The organism is Ruegeria atlantica (assembly GCF_001458195.1).
In the GTDB taxonomy this organism is placed as follows: domain Bacteria; phylum Pseudomonadota; class Alphaproteobacteria; order Rhodobacterales; family Rhodobacteraceae; genus Ruegeria; species Ruegeria atlantica.
On the sequence record NZ_CYPU01000007.1, the window covers coordinates 71,168 to 86,377 of the forward strand.

A 15,210-nucleotide genomic window follows, 5' to 3' on the forward strand; every position below is an offset into this window, starting at 1 on the left:
CACGCCAACGCTGACCAAAAGCCCAAGGAACCAAGCTGCCGGTTCCAAGGGTCAAGACACACATCGGAGGGGTGCTCCGGGCCGGTGTGTGACCTACCGCTGAAATTTCCAGCGGCCAGGTTTAGGGGCGTGTGTGCGCAGGCAATTGCCGCTTGCGGTTTAGTGAGTTTGTCTGGGGGGTCAGCGTGATGACCAAAGAAAAGCTTAAATTCCTTGCCTTGCAACGTCTGCAAGGCGTGCGACCTGCGATCGCCGTCTCCCCGAAGACAAAAACAATGCCATTCAGGTTGCCCTGTACGGAGGGCTCTGCCCGTCTGAGCGGTGTTTTAGAGGGGACGGAATAAAAATGACAATTCCACATTCTTTCGCGCGCGCAGCCAGAACTGCGGTCGAAACTTCGGCCATGCTGCGCGAAATCCCGAGGACAAAAGCAAGACCAAAGGCGCAGTTGCGACGCTATGAGGTCAGCACCTTGATGCCGAACGGAGATGTTTCGCAAACCCGTCACATCGCCCCGGCATTGCCAATGTTCGAAGACGCGTTCTGCGCCTTTACACGCGGATCCCTAGTAGAAACGGAACATGGCCCATTGGCAATCGAAGATTTGCTGCCGGGCGACTCGATTCTGACACAGGACGGTGCCTTGCAAAAAGTGCTTTGGAAAGGATCGGTGACCCTGATTCCCGGACGCGAGGACTCGCGTGGCCGAACACGCCCGCTAACTCGGATCACGGCTGACACATTTGGGATGCAAAAACCGTTGTCCGGCGTGATTGCGGGACCCGCAGCTCGTCTGCTGGGCACACCTGCGCATCTGCGCCATTTGCACGACGGGGGCGAGATTCTGACCCCTGTCCATGAATTCCAGGACGGTATGAGCGTGATCGAAACATTGCCGCCGACCCCGATTGAGCTGTTTCACATCTGCCTGAAACGTCATTCGGTCATCAAGGTCGATGGCCTGCAATTCGAATCATACCATCCGGGTGTCAATGCCGCACGCCAGATCAGCCAATCGCTCAGATCGATCTACTTGAACTTGTTTGCGCATATCGAATCGCTGAGCGATTTTGGTCCACTGGTTCTACCACGCGCAGGAGACGGTGAGATAAATGCACTTTCTGCGTGACAACAAAAACTAACTGCAGTGTGGGGGCATTATGCAGCTGATAATTAGTTGGGTTCTATCATTGACGGTCGCAGCATTTCTGCCGCCGTCAAAACCGCATCAAAAGCGAATGATGTTCACGCCGTCCGGTTCATTCGTTCTTCCAGAACGTCGAAGGGAACGCCGGGTTCGTCCTTGGCGCCGCGAATAACCAGCGATGTTTTTACGCTGGCTACATTGGGCGTAGTCAGCAGCTCGCCCGTCAGAAACTGCTGAAAACTGCTCAGGTCGGGGGCGACGCATTTCAGGATAAAGTCCACCTCGCCGTTCAACATGTGGCATTCCCGAACCAGCGGCCATTCGCGGCAGCGTTCCTCAAATGCGTTAAGTTCGGATTCGGCCTGGCTTTCCAACCCCACCATGGCAAAGACCTGAACCTCGAACCCCAACTCGCGTGAGTTCACATCGGCATGGTAGCCGCGAATAAGCCCGGATTCTTCCAACGTACGCACGCGCCGCAGGCAAGGCGGCGCTGAAATACCTACGCGTTTTGCCAACTCGACATTGGTCATGCGACCGTCTGCCTGCAATTCTGCCAAAATCTTGCGGTCAATCTCATCCAGCCGTATCGCGACCATGAAATGCTCCTAATTTTTCGGTTGTTATATCAGCACCCGACCAATGCGCAATTATCTTTCGCACCTGCGCAATATTCTATATTTTCAATGTTCTTTTTTTGGGCACCTTGCCGCAAATGCATGACTGCCTGTCAAAAGGTTGGGGGTTTAAGCCCTGCGCGACGCTCGCTATATCCATCCGTCAGGGGCCACGCGCCCCAATCAGGCAGATCGAGTTGGGGGTACTATGGCCGAAACACGACACACCAGGGTTCTGATCATCGGATCGGGACCGGCCGGTTACACGGCCGGCGTTTATGCAAGCCGCGCGATGCTGGAGCCGATTCTGGTTCAGGGCATCGAGCCGGGCGGCCAGCTGACCACAACGACCGAGGTCGAAAACTGGCCCGGAGACACCGAGGTTCAAGGCCCCGACCTGATGGTGCGTATGCAGGACCATGCCAAGGCGATGGGCTGTGAAATCATCGGTGACATCATCAACGATCTGGACCTCAGCAAACGCCCGTTCACCGCAACCGGCGACAGCGGCACTGTTTACACAGCAGATGCCGTCATTCTGGCCACCGGCGCGCGCGCCAAATGGCTGGGTCTGCCGTCGGAAGAGAAATTTAAGGGCTTTGGCGTTTCGGCTTGCGCGACCTGCGACGGCTTCTTTTATCGCGGACAAGAAATCGTGGTCATCGGTGGCGGCAACACCGCCGTCGAAGAGGCGCTGTTTCTGACCAATTTTGCCAGCAAGGTCACTTTGATCCATCGTCGTGATGAGCTGCGCGCGGAAAAGATCCTGCAGGACCGGCTGCTGAAGCATGAAAAAATCGAACCCCTGTGGTTCCACGAGTTGGAAGAAGTGACCGGCACCGATGCCCCGCTGGGCGTCGAAGGTGTGCGGGTCAAAAACGTGAAGACCAGCGAGATTACCGAGATCCCCTGCAAAGGCGTTTTTGTCGCGATCGGACACGCACCTGCCAATGAACTGGTCAAGGACTCACTGGAAAGCCATATGGGCGGCTATGTCGTGACCAAGCCAGGTTCGACCGAGACCTCGGTGCCGGGTGTTTTTGCCGCCGGGGATCTGACGGACCACATCTACCGGCAGGCTGTGACCAGCGCCGGCATGGGATGCATGGCCGCACTGGACGCCGAGCGTTTCCTGGCCGAACAGGATTGATCTGATGCTGGAATTCTCTGGCCCGGCCTGGAGAATTCTCTTTCTGACGCAATTGAACGCCCCTTTGGCCCCTGCAAGGGCGCCGGAGGGGCGTTTTCATTACTCGGGGCAGACGGCGCTTTACGCATCGCTCAGCGCAGAAGGTGCCGGAGTTGCCATTCGGCGATATGTCTCGGCGGGCGATCCGCCACGGGTCTTACAGCGGGCAACCGTGACAGGCGCAAAACTGGTCGACTTACGTGGACAGCGCGAGGCATCGGTCGTTTGGCAGGACATTCACGCCAAGCAGGGCACCTCGCCGACATGGAGGTTCTCGGACCGCGCGCGTGACGCAGGCGCTGACGGGTTGCTATACAGCTCACGCTCGCGCCCCGAACTCAGCCACATTGTCCTGTTCGACCCATCGCTTTCGCTGATCCGTGTGAATACGCCGCCAACGGATTGGACACCGCCCTAGCCGCAACCTGCGCTTGACCGCTAAGCTGCAGCGTATCAGACTCGGCCTTAGGCGAGACCAATGCAGGTGATCTGATTGAAAACTGTTCTGTGGCAAGGCGGGTGGGCAACCCGGCTGAGGATCGGCAGCGGCCTAGTTCTGTTCGCCTTTGCGTTCTTTCACTTCATCAACATCGGCCTTGGTCTGTTTCACACGGACTACCTGCATGACATGCAGAATGCCCGGCATGTAATCACACGTCACGATGTCGGCAGCATAATACTCTATGCTGCTCTTTTGATTCACTCGGGGTTAGCCCTGTACTCGATCAGCCAGCGCCGGACTTTGCGCATGCCGTTCAGCACAGGGTTGCAGATGGTTCTGGGGTTGTTGATCCCATTGCAGCTGATCTCGCATATCGTGCAAACGCGTTATGCGAACACGGTCTACGATGTGAACGATGAAATGGGCTATATCATCGTTCTGATGTGGCCCAGCTACGCGGTCTGGATGCAAAGCCTGTTGTTGCTGGTGGTGTGGGTACATGGCTGTATCGGACTGCACATGTGGCTGCGGCTGACCCGCTGGTGGCCCAAACTGGTGCCATATCTGATTGGCCTGGCTGTGTTTGTTCCCACATTTGCCCTTGCCGGAGTGCTGACGGAAGGGCGCCGTATCTGGGCTGATTTTGCAGACCCGTTTTTGCGCGAACAATATATCGAGCATTACAACTGGCCCTCTCCCGAAGACTTCCAGCACCTGTTCAGCGTAAAAGACAATGCGCTCATGGCGTTCTGGGTGGCCCTTTGCGCATCCCTGGCGGTATTTGCGATCCGCAAGCTGTGGCGCCGCCGACATTCCGTGCGCGTCAAGTACGCTCAAGGCCCTGAGGTCGTTGCTGAAAAAGGGATGACCCTGCTTGAAATTTCCCAAGCCAACGGCATTCCACACACGGCGCTATGCGGTGGCAAAGGGCGCTGCACCACCTGCCGCGTGATTGTCGAGGCGGGCGGGGATCAACTGCCCGAACCTGGTGAGGTCGAAGCCCGAAGCCTAGCTGCGGTCAGTGCCCCGGCGGGTGCCCGGCTGGCATGTCAAATCCGACCGATGGCTCCGATCACAGCGTTTCGCATGTTCCGCCCAGATGGCGCCCGACACCGGGCACATGCAAGCCAGGGTCAGGAACGGCAATTGGCGGTCCTGTTTCTGGACATGCGCGGCTTTACCTCGCGCACCGCTGGCCAACTGCCCTACGACATCGTTTTCCTGCTAAACCGCTTTTTCGACGCCATCGTCCCCGCGATCACGGCCGAGGGCGGAGTGGTCGACAAATACATGGGCGACGGCCTGTTGGCCGTGTTCGAAACCAACGACGCCCAAAGCTCTGCTCGGGCAGGGATGAAAGCGGCCATTGATATCAGCCTTGCCTTGCAGCGTTTCAACCAGCAACTGGAAACAGAGGGCAGCCCTCGGATCCGCATCGGAATGGGCCTGCATCTGGGGGACCTTGTTCTGGGTGAAATCGGTGCCGCGGGCCACGCCGCCCGTACAATCATCGGCGACACCGTAAACGTGGCCAGCCGGTTAGAGGCCGAAACCAAGAACCTGGGCTGCGAACTTCTGGTCTCGGAAGAGTTGTTGCTGGCGGCGGGATATGACGGCGATATGCGGCAGGTTCGCCCATTCGACCTGCGTGGCGTGACGCGCCCGATTCCTGCCCTGCCCGTCCCCAAAGCTGCAGATCTGAACGCCAGTGTTGCTGCATAAGAACACTCGCTCTCAATTCTGCGGAATTGTTGCCCACCTCGGGAACCAGCTTCGCAGATTGCCACACAAACCGGAATATCCTTCCATTGCGGGGAAAAACCGCGCATATCGTCCTTTGTTTCACCAAGGTATATGGACTTCTCCCAAAAGCCGGGGCAAACGCCCCTTAATCAATGTCAAAGCAGCACTTTTACAAGAGTATTCCCATGACGATGTTAAGTAACCTGACCCCAATCCCCGAATTGTTCGTGTCCTACGATTCAGCCCAGAAACTGAAGGTGGAAGCCGCAGATCTTACCAGCTGGGACCTGAGCCCGCGCCAGATCTGCGATCTGGAATTGTTGATGAACGGCGGGTTCTACCCTCTCAAAGGTTTCCTAGGCGAGGCGGACTACGACAACGTCGTCGAGAACATGCGTCTGGCCGACGGCACACTGTGGCCGATGCCCATTACTCTGGACGTAGACGAAGCGTTCGCCGACAAAATCGAATTGGGCCAGGACATCGCTTTGCGTGATCAGGAAGGCGTCATTTTGGGCACAATGACCGTCACGGACCGCTGGACGCCTGACAAAGCGCGCGAGGCCGAAAAAGTCTTTGGCGCAGACGACGACGCCCACCCGGCGGTGAACTATCTGCACAATGTGGCAGGCAAAGTTTATCTGGGCGGTCCTGTGGTCGGCATTCAGCAGCCAATTCATTATGACTTCCGCGCGCGCCGCGACACTCCGAACGAGTTGCGCGCCTATTTCCGCAAGGTCGGCTGGCGGCGTATCGTGGCGTTCCAGACCCGCAACCCGCTGCACCGCGCGCACCAGGAACTGACGTTCCGCGCCGCGAAAGAGGCGCAGGCCAACCTGCTGATCCATCCGGTCGTGGGCATGACCAAACCGGGCGACGTAGATCATTTCACCCGCGTGCGCTGCTATGAGGCGGTACTGGACAAATACCCGGCCTCGACCACATCGATGTCGTTGTTGAACCTGGCAATGCGCATGGCCGGCCCGCGCGAGGCTGTCTGGCACGGGCTAATCCGTGCAAACCACGGCTGCACGCATTTCATCGTGGGTCGCGACCATGCGGGCCCGGGCAAGAACAGCCAGGGCGAAGATTTTTATGGCCCCTACGATGCGCAGGATCTGTTCCGCAAGTGCCAAGATGAGATCGGCGTCGAGATGGTCGACTTCAAACACATGGTTTTTGTGCAGGAACGCGCGCAATACGAGCCGAACGATGAGATTTTGGATAAGGACAATGTCACTATCCTGAATATCTCGGGCACCGAGTTACGCCGTCGTCTGGCCGAAGGTCTGGAGATCCCGGAATGGTTCAGCTTTCCCGAGGTTGTCGCCGAATTGCGCAAGACCCGCCCACCGCGCAGCCAGCAGGGCTTTACTGTGTTCTTCACCGGCTTTTCGGGCTCGGGCAAATCCACCATCGCCAACGCGCTTATGGTCAAACTGATGGAGATGGGCGGCCGCCCGGTTACTTTGCTGGATGGTGACATCGTCCGGAAAAACCTGTCGTCCGAACTGGGCTTTTCGAAGGAACACCGCGACCTGAACATTCGCCGCATTGGCTATGTGGCCAGCGAGATCACCAAGAACGGCGGCATCGCAATCTGCGCCCCGATCGCGCCCTACGCCACGACCCGCCGTGCGGTCCGGGAAGAGATCGAACAATTCGGCGCCTTCTGCGAGGTTCACGTGGCCACCACCATTGAGGAATGCGAACGCCGCGACCGCAAGGGACTGTACAAGCTGGCCCGCGAAGGCAAAATCAAAGAGTTCACCGGAATCTCGGACCCTTATGATGTTCCCGCGAGCCCCGAACTGAGCGTCGAGACCGAAAATGTCGAGGTCGATAACTGCGCCCATCAGGTTCTGCTGAAACTGGAAAGCATGGGTCTGATTGCAGCATCCTAATTGCTACAACGAACAAGCAAAGCGGCCATCTGTGGCCGCTTTTTTTGTTGGATTGACAAGCGCACGCTGCATTGGTGCAAATGCAAACCCTAACCAAAACGCAGAGTGCCCATGACCCGCGACCTGCCTGCAATTGCCAGTTTCTGGTTTGGGTCAGACCTGAGCTGGCTTGAGGCGTTATGCATTCAATCCTATCTGGATAACGGTCACCGGTTTATCCTGTATACCGTGCATGACATCGTAGGCGTGCCTAGCGGTGCCGAGATACGGCCCGCTTCTGATATCCTCTGGCCCGCGCCATTTGATTTCAAACCGGAAGACCGGTTGGGGGTCGCAGTATTTTCTGACATCTTTCGGCTGCGGCTGATGCAGAAAACCCCATTTGTCTGGGCCGATCTGGATGCCTATTGCGTCAAGCCATTCGACTTTTCTTCGTCTTACGTTTTCGGATCGTCGCAATCAGGCACGTTTCCCAACGGCGTCCTGCGGCTGCCGGAAGGTTCAGAGACACTGGCGTTATGGATTGACTTCGTGACCTCTGCCAACCCAACCCAGCCCTGGCGCGGCGGTCGGCTGCTTAGACACAATCGCAGGCGCATCCGAAACGGTGAAACCTGGGGCATTGAAACACTGCCTTGGGGCAGCTCTGGCCCCAAGGCGCTGGAGTTCTTTCTGCGCCAGACTGGCGAAGACAGCCACGCGATGCAGCCGGAAGTGTTCTATCCCTTGGACAAGGATCAGCTATGGCAACTTCACGATCCGCGCATTTCCACGGCCGAGATCGAACGGGATAAGGTGCATTCAGTCCACATCTACGGACATCAGAAAAAGTTCATGGCAGGCAAAACCGCCGGGCTGCCGGTCAGCGGATCATATCTGCAGCGGCTTTGCCTTCGACATGGGATCGACGCCTCGGCGAATCCGATCTTGCCGGTGGGGTGGCTGGCCCCGCGGCCATCGGACCACTAGGCTGCGTTTATCTGTTCGCGCAGGGTCCGCACGGAACGGCCTTCAAAGTCACCGAACTCTGCCGCCTTGCTTTGCGCAGCTTTCAGATGCGGCAGGCGTTCGGCATAGTCGTCAGCGGACAGGCTGTTGATCGCGCGCTGAATGTCGGCCTCGGATTCACAGAGGATCATACCGGCTGCGTCCATGAAGTCCCCGATATTCGGGCACCCCCAATAGATCGGGACCGTTGAGCATAAGATCGCATCTGTCAGCTTTTCCGAGAAATAGTTCTTCTCGCGAACATTCTCGATCACAACGGAATAGCGATACGGGGCCAAGCCGTCGGATTTGCGGTCAAATGGCGTGTATCCCCGCCCCATGATATCAACGTCAGCACCCGTTTCCCGCACCCAGTCAATCACAGAATGGCGCAGTTGGTGCCCCTCCAGATCGCGTTTGGCTGAGGCAATGAGCGAGCAGGATTTCGTTTTCTCTTCGTTGAGGTCACGCCAATCCGGCACCATCGTCACCCCGTAGGGCAGAAACGCCGCATTGGGAAGGTTGCGCAACAGCACATCATGAAACGTCATCACCCGAAAAAACCGCCGCCAAGTGTAGCGGAGCATCTTGTCGTGCTTGGCGTGAATGGCCGACGGTTCGCCCATCATCAGCGAAATCCGGGCGCGGGTGCCCCGGCGCAGGCGCAAATGCACGGTAGAATTGGGATACATGATCAGGTGGTCAGTACGCTCAAGATCGCCAACCGTTTTGCCCGTCAAGCGCTCGGGGCATCCTTCGGGCCAGATCAGATCGGACAATGGAACCGAAGCCAGTTTCGGCCCTAACCGATGCCCGTAAGGCAGGATGGCGATCGCGGGTTCGGTCATGACAGTTGCCCGGGAAAATTGACCTGACCGCGCATTAGAATATGGCCGCGACCCGCCACCTTGATACCGGTCATCGCATCGGCGGGTCCAACGCGTTTAACGGTCGCTTGGCCGGGGCGGCCCAAGTCGTGGCCCTGTTCTGCCGTAAACGTATCTTTGGGCATCAAGCCATACTTCCACAGATAAGCTGCCATCGCCCCGGTCGCGGATCCCGTGAACGGATCCTCGGGTGGGCTGGGCGGCAGCATCAACAGACGTGAGAATGTGTTGCCCGCCTCGGTCGCACCTTCCAGCGTTACAAGGAAGGGCTCGGCCATATCCGACCCCGAATACCCGCCTGCTTCGATCACTTTTCGCAAAGGTCCTTCAACCAACTTCGCGGCGCGCAAGGCTTCATGATCGCGCAATACGGTGACACAAAAGGGCAACCCTGTGGATACCATCTGAGGTGGGGAGATGATCGCGCTTTCCGGCAGGCTGATGGCGGCGGCAACCAGATCGGCAGGAACCATCGCACCAAATTGCGGGGCAACCTGCGTCATCTCAATCTCATCACCATTGAGTTGGATGGAAACGATCCCTGCCCCGGTGTCCAGTGTCAGTGCATCCCCCTGAAACAGCCCACGCGACCGCATCGCCGCGACAGTGGCAATGGTTGGATGACCCGCAAAAGGGATTTCACGGCTGGCCAGAAAATAGCGCACTTGGAAGTCGGCCACGTCAGACGGCCCGGTAAAGGTACATTCGACCAAGGACGTTTCGCGCACGTAAGCCGTGCAGACATCTTTGGGTAGGACGGCCCCACCATGCACCACGGCGCATCCATTGCCGCCAAAGGCGCGGTCGCTGAATGCGTCCACCCAGTCAAAATCAAACCAACTCATGTTTGGTGCCTCCGCCCTGCGAACCCGTATTGGTTCGCATATCTCACCCGTGGGGCGGCGGATGTCACGGGAAAATCACACGCTGCGGGGGCCGATTTAGTGCACGGCCACCGGGGAAAAGTCATGTTCGCGCGCCAGATTAAAGGCCAGCTTGCGATCTGCGACCAGGGCCAGTTGCTGACCATCCGAGTCATGCACAGCGTAGAGCTGATCCAGATCACCAGCCTGTTCGCGCACTTCACGCGGCAGGTCAGCCACATCGACGGCTTTTACATAAACGATCCGGTCGCCTTCGGTGTTGATTTCAATCGGCGTATTCATTGCTCTTACCCCTTCCGTATATTGATTGTGTGAACCACGCTTTCAGGCACGGCACGGGTCAGATCCACATGCAGCAGACCGTTTTCCATGATCGCCTCGCCCACCTCGACGCCGTCCGCCAGAACAAACATGCGCTGAAATTGACGCGCCGCGATGCCGCGATGCAGAAAGATGCGCCCCTCGCTATCGTCGCGTTGACGGCCTCGGATCACCAGTTGGCGATCCTCGATGGTAATCGACAGGTCCTGTTCCGCAAAACCGGCCACAGCCAGGGTGATGCGATAGGAAAAATCCGAGGTCTGTTCGATGTTATAGGGCGGGTATCCTTCGTTTCCGGCCTTTGCAGACCGCTCCAGAAGGCGTTCCAATTGCTCGAACCCCAAAAGATGCGGGTATGAGCCAAGAGTAAGTTTCGACACGTATTTTCGTCCTTTATTGCCAAAGCGACGTGTGGTGCGGTCCCGTTTTGGCAACCGCGTATGATAGAATATGGGAATATGCAGGGATGTCCACAAGGTCTGGCCGGATAAACCCTGACACACTATCTTGTGTGGAAATCACCACAACAACAACCGAGTCGTCCATGAACGCGCCCACTGACATTTCAATGAAAACAGATGAAGTTCTTCGGGTCGAGCTGGAGGTATTTCGCCGCCAGCACCGCGATCTGGACGAAGCGATCGAGGCGCTGCAAGCGACGGGGACGTCGGATCAGTTAACGATCAAGCGGCTGAAAAAGCAGAAACTGCGCCTTAAGGACATCATTCGCCTGATCGAGGACCGTCTGACCCCGGATATCATCGCCTGAAGGCCCTGTACCGCATTGCCAGATAGGCCGATTTGGCTATAGTGCGCGCTCTTTCGACAGGCAAGGGCGACAAGTGGATGAGCGATGTTAAAGTGGGGATCATCATGGGCAGCCAGTCGGACTGGCCCACTATGAAAGAAGCCGCAGACATTCTGGATGAACTGGGCATTGCGTATGAAAAACGCATCGTTTCGGCCCACCGCACCCCTGATCGCCTTTGGGACTATGGCAAAACCGCCGTTCAGCGCGGCCTGGATGTGATTATCGCCGGTGCGGGCGGTGCTGCGCATCTGCCTGGGATGATGGCCTCAAAGACGCGCGTGCCGGTGATCGGTGTACCTGTGCAGACGCGGGCCTTGTCCGGCGTCGATTCGCTGTATTCCATTGTGCAGATGCCCAAAGGCTTCCCGGTGGCGACGATGGCCATCGGATCGGCCGGTGGGGCCAATGCCGGATTGATGGCGGCCGGGATCCTTGCCCTGCAAGACCCAGCGCTGGCTGATCGTCTGGATGCCTGGCGCGCGGCCCTTTCGGCCTCAATCCCCGAGGAACCGCAGGGATGAGCCGTATCGGCTTCATCGGAACCGGACATATTGCAGCCCCCATTGCGCGCTTTCTTGCGGCCAAAGGGCACGAGATCGCCGTGACAGAGCGCAACGCCACAGTCTCGGCCGAACTAAAAGCTGAACTGGATGTCGTGGTCACAAACCCACAAGCGGTTATCGACGCATCGGATATCGTTTTTCTTTGCCTGCGCCCCCAAATCGCCCCGGAAGTATTTGAACAGCTAAACTTTCGCTCGGATCAGCAGATCGTGTCAGTGATGGCGGCTGTATCGGTGGATCAGCTTGCTGCGTTATGCGCCCCCGCAACTGACTTTGTGCAAACGATACCATTGGGTTTTCTTCAGCAAGGTGGATGCCCGCTTGCAGCGTTCGGAAACGACGCCTTGCTGGCTGAATTGTTCGAGCCCGAAAACCCGGTCGTCAAGGTATCCAACGAGGCCGCGCTGAATGCACATTTTGCCGTCTGCGCCATGGTCCCGGGCATTCTGGACGTGTTGGCAACGGGTGCCGAGTGGCTGGCCGAGCAAACGGGCGACGCGGATGCCTCAGAGTTTTATACGACAAAGCTGCTATCCGGGTTTCTGCACACGATGCAAACCGGGCAAGCCGGGCGTTTGGCCGAAGAGCGGGACGCGCTGGCAACGGATGGAACACTCAGCCTGCAAATGACGCAGGCCTTGCATGCGGGCAACGCACATGATGCGCTGCGCTCGGCCCTGCAGGCGATTGGAAAAAGGTTGGAGACTGATTGGTGACGGAAATGCTTGCTCCGGGGGCGCGGATTGGAATTCTGGGCGGTGGCCAATTAGGCCGGATGTTGTCCGTCGCGGCGGCCCGGTTGGGCTTTGTAACCCACATCTTTGAGCCGGGAGCCAACCCACCCGCCGGTCAGGTGGCGGATCATGTGACGACTGCAGCTTATGATGACGCTCCGGCACTGAAGGCCTTTGCCGAATCCGTCGATGTCATCACCTATGAATTCGAAAATATCCCGACCGAAGCGCTGGACCTGTTGGAAGTACATTGCCCTATCCATCCGGGGCGCGAGGCGCTGCGTGTCAGTCAAGATCGACTGACCGAAAAGACTTTCCTTGCCGGGTTGGGTTTGAAGACAGCGCCGTTCGCCGACATCACCAATTTGGACAGCCTAAAGGCAGCGATTGACCAGATTGGCACGCCAGCCATCCTGAAAACACGTCGTTTCGGCTATGACGGCAAGGGACAGGCGCGGTTGCGCGGCCCCGAGGATGCCGAGGCCGCACTGGCCGATATGGCAGGCGCGCCTGCAATCCTCGAAGGGTTCGTCAATTTCAGCCACGAGGTATCGGTCATCGCCGCCCGCAGCATCGACGGTCAAGTGTCCTGTTTCGACCCCGGGGAAAACGTGCACCGCGATGGCATCTTGCACACCACCACGGTACCCGCCCGCCTTGCCCCGGCGCAACGAACCGATGCTGTTCTTCTGGCCGCCAATATCTTGAACGCGCTGGATTACGTCGGTGTCATGGGTGTCGAACTATTCGTCACGTCAAAAGGGTTGATCGTGAATGAGGTTGCGCCTCGGGTGCACAACTCGGGTCACTGGACTCAGAACGGCTGCGCGGTGGATCAGTTCGAACAGCATATCCGCGCCGTAGCCGGTTGGCCTTTGGGCGATGGTCAACGCCACTCGGACGTGGTCATGGAAAATCTGATCGGCGACGATATGGACCGCGTGCCAGAGCTGGCGCGGGAACGCGACGTAGCGCTGCATCTCTATGGCAAGGCCGAGGTAAAGGCGGGCCGCAAAATGGCGCATTTCAACCGCATCTCGCGGTAACTCAGCCCACAAACCGTGCGGCGATATCGCCTGACATGAAGCTAACCCGCCCGCCCGCCAGCGTGGCGGCGACGCGGTGGGACCGAGCATCAAGGATCACCATGTCTGCGCGCAGACCAGGGGCAAGTGTGCCCCGGTCCTGCAATCCAAGAACCCGTGCCGGCCCTGATGACACCAGCGCCCACGCCGTTGCCAAATCCAGCAGGCCAGATTTGGCAAGCATCAGCGCAGCGCGCCGCGGGCTGGGATAGTGATAATCCGATGCCAAGGCATCACACAGCCCCATCGTGATCAGATCCAACGCACTGACGTTGCCCTTGTGCGATCCGCCACGCACCACGTTGGGTGATCCGAGAATTACCTGATCCCCAGCAGCCCGTGCGGCCTCGGCTGCCTCTAGCGTTTCTGGGAATTCCGCGATCTGCGCCCCCCGCGCCCGCCAATCGGCGCGGGTTTGGGCGGTTGCGTCGTCATGACTGCCCATACAGACACCCTGCTCGGCCAGCGCCGTACAGAGCGTGTCCAAGGCAGCGGGCACATCATCCCGGCGGGCATGCATGGACAGCAGCATCTCAAAATGTGCGTCCGGATTGCGCCCTGCCTTAAGAGCCTGCCCCGTCAAACGGGGCGGCTTGCGCCCCTCGGCCAGCCTGTCATGTGGCAGGTGATCGTTGAACACGACATAGGGCACCTGCCAATCGGTGATGCGTTCAGGCAGGCTGGGGTATTCCGCCAGCATGTGTGTTTCGAACCGTAACTGAGGCAGCAGATCGGTCACGAGGCAATCTTTGACCGACGCGATAGCATCAAACACTTGGCCAGCGAATTCAGGGCCGCGTACGCCGCCCTCCCAACTCAGGAACTGGGCCACGACCGCCGTCGTGATCCCGTTGGCGGCCAGTTCGGCCTCGACTGACAGGATGCCCTCGTCCATCTGCTTCATCGCCCCGCGGCGCGGTGCGATGTGACGCTCGAACCCATCGCCGTGCAGGTCGATGATACCGGGCATCACAAGATATCCTGATAGATCGATTGTTCGGCCTGCGGGGTCCTCCTGCACGATCCCATCGGAAATGGGCAGGTCTGCACGAGTCATCCCTTGGTTCGGCAACAAGACCTCTGCCCCGGATAGAGTCAAAGAAAGTGCAGTCATTGGGAAGGCTCCGACGCGGGTTCGGAGCAATCCTGCCCGATGCAGATTTCGTCGATGATTTCCATCACCCCATCCAGCCATGTGATCTGTGGGTCAAACTGTCCAAACTCGATGAAATGCAGCGCCTGCGCCATTACGCGCGGGTTGTTCATCATGAATGTGTGTGTCACCGGCAAAACGATATGGTCCGCCATCCCTTCGACCTTGGTGGTCTCAACCGAGACCTTGCCGTCATCCGAACCGTCAATCATCGACGAAAACAGCGGGTTCAGCGAATTCTCACCGGCGATGACACCCAGTTCGAAATCCGCAGGCGGCAGTTGCCTTGGGATACCTTCGGGGCCCGTGCCCAGCGCCAGGCCAGCCGGGCCATTCAGCATCCCAAACACCTCATACGCGCTAAGTTCGTCCACCAACTGACTACCCTGATTGGGCGGCCCGAGCATGACTACGCGGCCCAGATTTTCCGGATGGTTATCCTGCAGCCAATAGCGCAACAGGATACCACCCATCGAATGCGCCACAACATTGACTTTGTCATCGCCGCATTCGGCAAATGCATCTGGCAGCGTCTTTGCGGCAAGTTCGGGAATAGGCAGGTCAGTGGACGGATATCCCGGGCGCACGACGGTATAACCATGCGTCTTGAACAGCTGTTCCATGACGGTAAAAGACGCTTCGGTCCGTGCCAGCCCATGCAGCAGGACCACGCATTTTGCCTGCACAATGGCAGGCACAAAGAACAGAAAGAGGGCAAGCAAATAACGCATAGCCGCCAGATA

17 protein-coding genes are annotated in these 15,210 nt (G+C 58.2%); 10 read left to right on the top strand and 7 right to left on the bottom strand.

Going from position 1 to position 15,210, the window contains the following annotated elements:
* Positions 1-346 precede the first annotated feature (346 nt).
* Complete coding sequence (locus tag RUA4292_RS01355) at positions 347-1,129, top strand: Hint domain-containing protein (protein ID WP_058275976.1); 783 nt, start codon at positions 347-349, stop codon at positions 1,127-1,129.
* A gap of 116 nt (positions 1,130-1,245) precedes the next feature.
* Here the strand turns inward: RUA4292_RS01355 and RUA4292_RS01360 are convergent, their stop codons facing one another.
* Complete coding sequence (locus tag RUA4292_RS01360) at positions 1,246-1,746, bottom strand: Lrp/AsnC family transcriptional regulator (RefSeq protein WP_058275538.1); 501 nt, start codon at positions 1,744-1,746, stop codon at positions 1,246-1,248.
* A 226-nt stretch (positions 1,747-1,972) separates the two neighbouring features.
* Here RUA4292_RS01360 and trxB point away from each other — a divergent pair, with 226 nt between their 5' ends.
* The 5 genes from trxB (at position 1,973) to RUA4292_RS01385 (ending at position 8,011) form a co-directional block, all read left to right on the top strand.
* Positions 1,973-2,914 (top strand): thioredoxin-disulfide reductase, encoded by a 942-nt coding sequence (gene trxB, locus RUA4292_RS01365; protein ID WP_058275977.1) that lies wholly within the window; start codon positions 1,973-1,975, stop codon positions 2,912-2,914.
* 4 nt (positions 2,915-2,918) lie between these two features.
* Complete coding sequence (locus RUA4292_RS01370; protein WP_082636951.1) at positions 2,919-3,371, top strand: RES family NAD+ phosphorylase; 453 nt, start codon at positions 2,919-2,921, stop codon at positions 3,369-3,371.
* Positions 3,372-3,446: 75 nt separating this feature from the next.
* A complete protein-coding gene (locus RUA4292_RS01375; RefSeq protein ID WP_058275979.1) occupies positions 3,447-5,117 on the top strand; it encodes an adenylate/guanylate cyclase domain-containing protein in 1,671 nt (556 codons plus the stop codon).
* Positions 5,118-5,323: 206 nt separating this feature from the next.
* Positions 5,324-7,042: a bifunctional sulfate adenylyltransferase/adenylylsulfate kinase gene (locus tag RUA4292_RS01380; RefSeq protein WP_058275980.1), complete on the top strand. Its 1,719-nt coding sequence runs from the start codon at positions 5,324-5,326 to the stop codon at positions 7,040-7,042.
* A 111-nt stretch (positions 7,043-7,153) separates the two neighbouring features.
* A complete protein-coding gene (locus RUA4292_RS01385) occupies positions 7,154-8,011 on the top strand; it encodes a hypothetical protein (RefSeq protein WP_058275981.1) in 858 nt (285 codons plus the stop codon).
* Here the strand turns inward: RUA4292_RS01385 and RUA4292_RS01390 are convergent.
* The 4 genes from RUA4292_RS01390 to RUA4292_RS01405 all read right to left on the bottom strand — a co-directional run bounded on the left by RUA4292_RS01390 (position 8,008) and on the right by RUA4292_RS01405 (position 10,501).
* On the bottom strand, positions 8,008-8,877 hold the full coding sequence (locus RUA4292_RS01390; protein WP_058275982.1) for a glycosyltransferase family 10 fucosyltransferase: 870 nt from the start codon (positions 8,875-8,877) through the stop codon (positions 8,008-8,010). The two genes, RUA4292_RS01385 and RUA4292_RS01390, sit on opposite strands and share 4 nt — an antisense overlap.
* The gene (locus RUA4292_RS01395; RefSeq protein ID WP_058275983.1) at positions 8,874-9,761 is read right to left on the bottom strand and encodes a PhzF family phenazine biosynthesis protein; all 888 of its coding nucleotides are present in this window, start codon (positions 9,759-9,761) and stop codon (positions 8,874-8,876) included. Before RUA4292_RS01395 ends, RUA4292_RS01390 begins: the two co-directional genes overlap by 4 nt.
* A 96-nt stretch (positions 9,762-9,857) precedes the next feature.
* A complete protein-coding gene (locus RUA4292_RS01400) occupies positions 9,858-10,082 on the bottom strand; it encodes a DUF1150 family protein (protein WP_058275984.1) in 225 nt (74 codons plus the stop codon).
* Between the two features lie 5 nt (positions 10,083-10,087).
* Entirely contained in the window at positions 10,088-10,501 is a 414-nt protein-coding gene (locus RUA4292_RS01405) for an Hsp20 family protein (protein ID WP_058275985.1), read from the bottom strand.
* A 164-nt stretch (positions 10,502-10,665) separates the two neighbouring features.
* On the opposite strand from RUA4292_RS01405, the gene RUA4292_RS01410 reads away from it, so the two are divergent.
* The 4 genes from RUA4292_RS01410 to RUA4292_RS01425 all read left to right on the top strand — a co-directional run bounded on the left by RUA4292_RS01410 (position 10,666) and on the right by RUA4292_RS01425 (position 13,275).
* On the top strand, positions 10,666-10,890 hold the full coding sequence (locus RUA4292_RS01410; protein ID WP_058275529.1) for a YdcH family protein: 225 nt from the start codon (positions 10,666-10,668) through the stop codon (positions 10,888-10,890).
* Between the two features lie 77 nt (positions 10,891-10,967).
* A complete protein-coding gene (gene purE / locus RUA4292_RS01415; RefSeq protein ID WP_058276051.1) occupies positions 10,968-11,453 on the top strand; it encodes a 5-(carboxyamino)imidazole ribonucleotide mutase in 486 nt (161 codons plus the stop codon).
* Positions 11,450-12,211: an NAD(P)-binding domain-containing protein gene (locus tag RUA4292_RS01420; RefSeq protein WP_058275986.1), complete on the top strand. Its 762-nt coding sequence runs from the start codon at positions 11,450-11,452 to the stop codon at positions 12,209-12,211. Before purE ends, RUA4292_RS01420 begins: the two co-directional genes overlap by 4 nt.
* The gene (locus tag RUA4292_RS01425) at positions 12,208-13,275 is read left to right on the top strand and encodes a 5-(carboxyamino)imidazole ribonucleotide synthase (protein ID WP_058275987.1); all 1,068 of its coding nucleotides are present in this window, start codon (positions 12,208-12,210) and stop codon (positions 13,273-13,275) included. The genes RUA4292_RS01420 and RUA4292_RS01425 overlap by 4 nt, the downstream gene beginning before the upstream one ends.
* Before the next feature lies 1 nt (position 13,276).
* On the opposite strand, the gene RUA4292_RS01430 is transcribed toward RUA4292_RS01425, so the two are convergent.
* Positions 13,277-14,428 (bottom strand): alpha-D-ribose 1-methylphosphonate 5-triphosphate diphosphatase, encoded by a 1,152-nt coding sequence (locus RUA4292_RS01430; protein WP_058275988.1) that lies wholly within the window; start codon positions 14,426-14,428, stop codon positions 13,277-13,279.
* Entirely contained in the window at positions 14,425-15,198 is a 774-nt protein-coding gene (locus RUA4292_RS01435; RefSeq protein ID WP_058275989.1) for an alpha/beta fold hydrolase, read from the bottom strand. The genes RUA4292_RS01430 and RUA4292_RS01435 overlap by 4 nt, the downstream gene beginning before the upstream one ends.
* Positions 15,199-15,210: the final 12 nt, after the last annotated feature.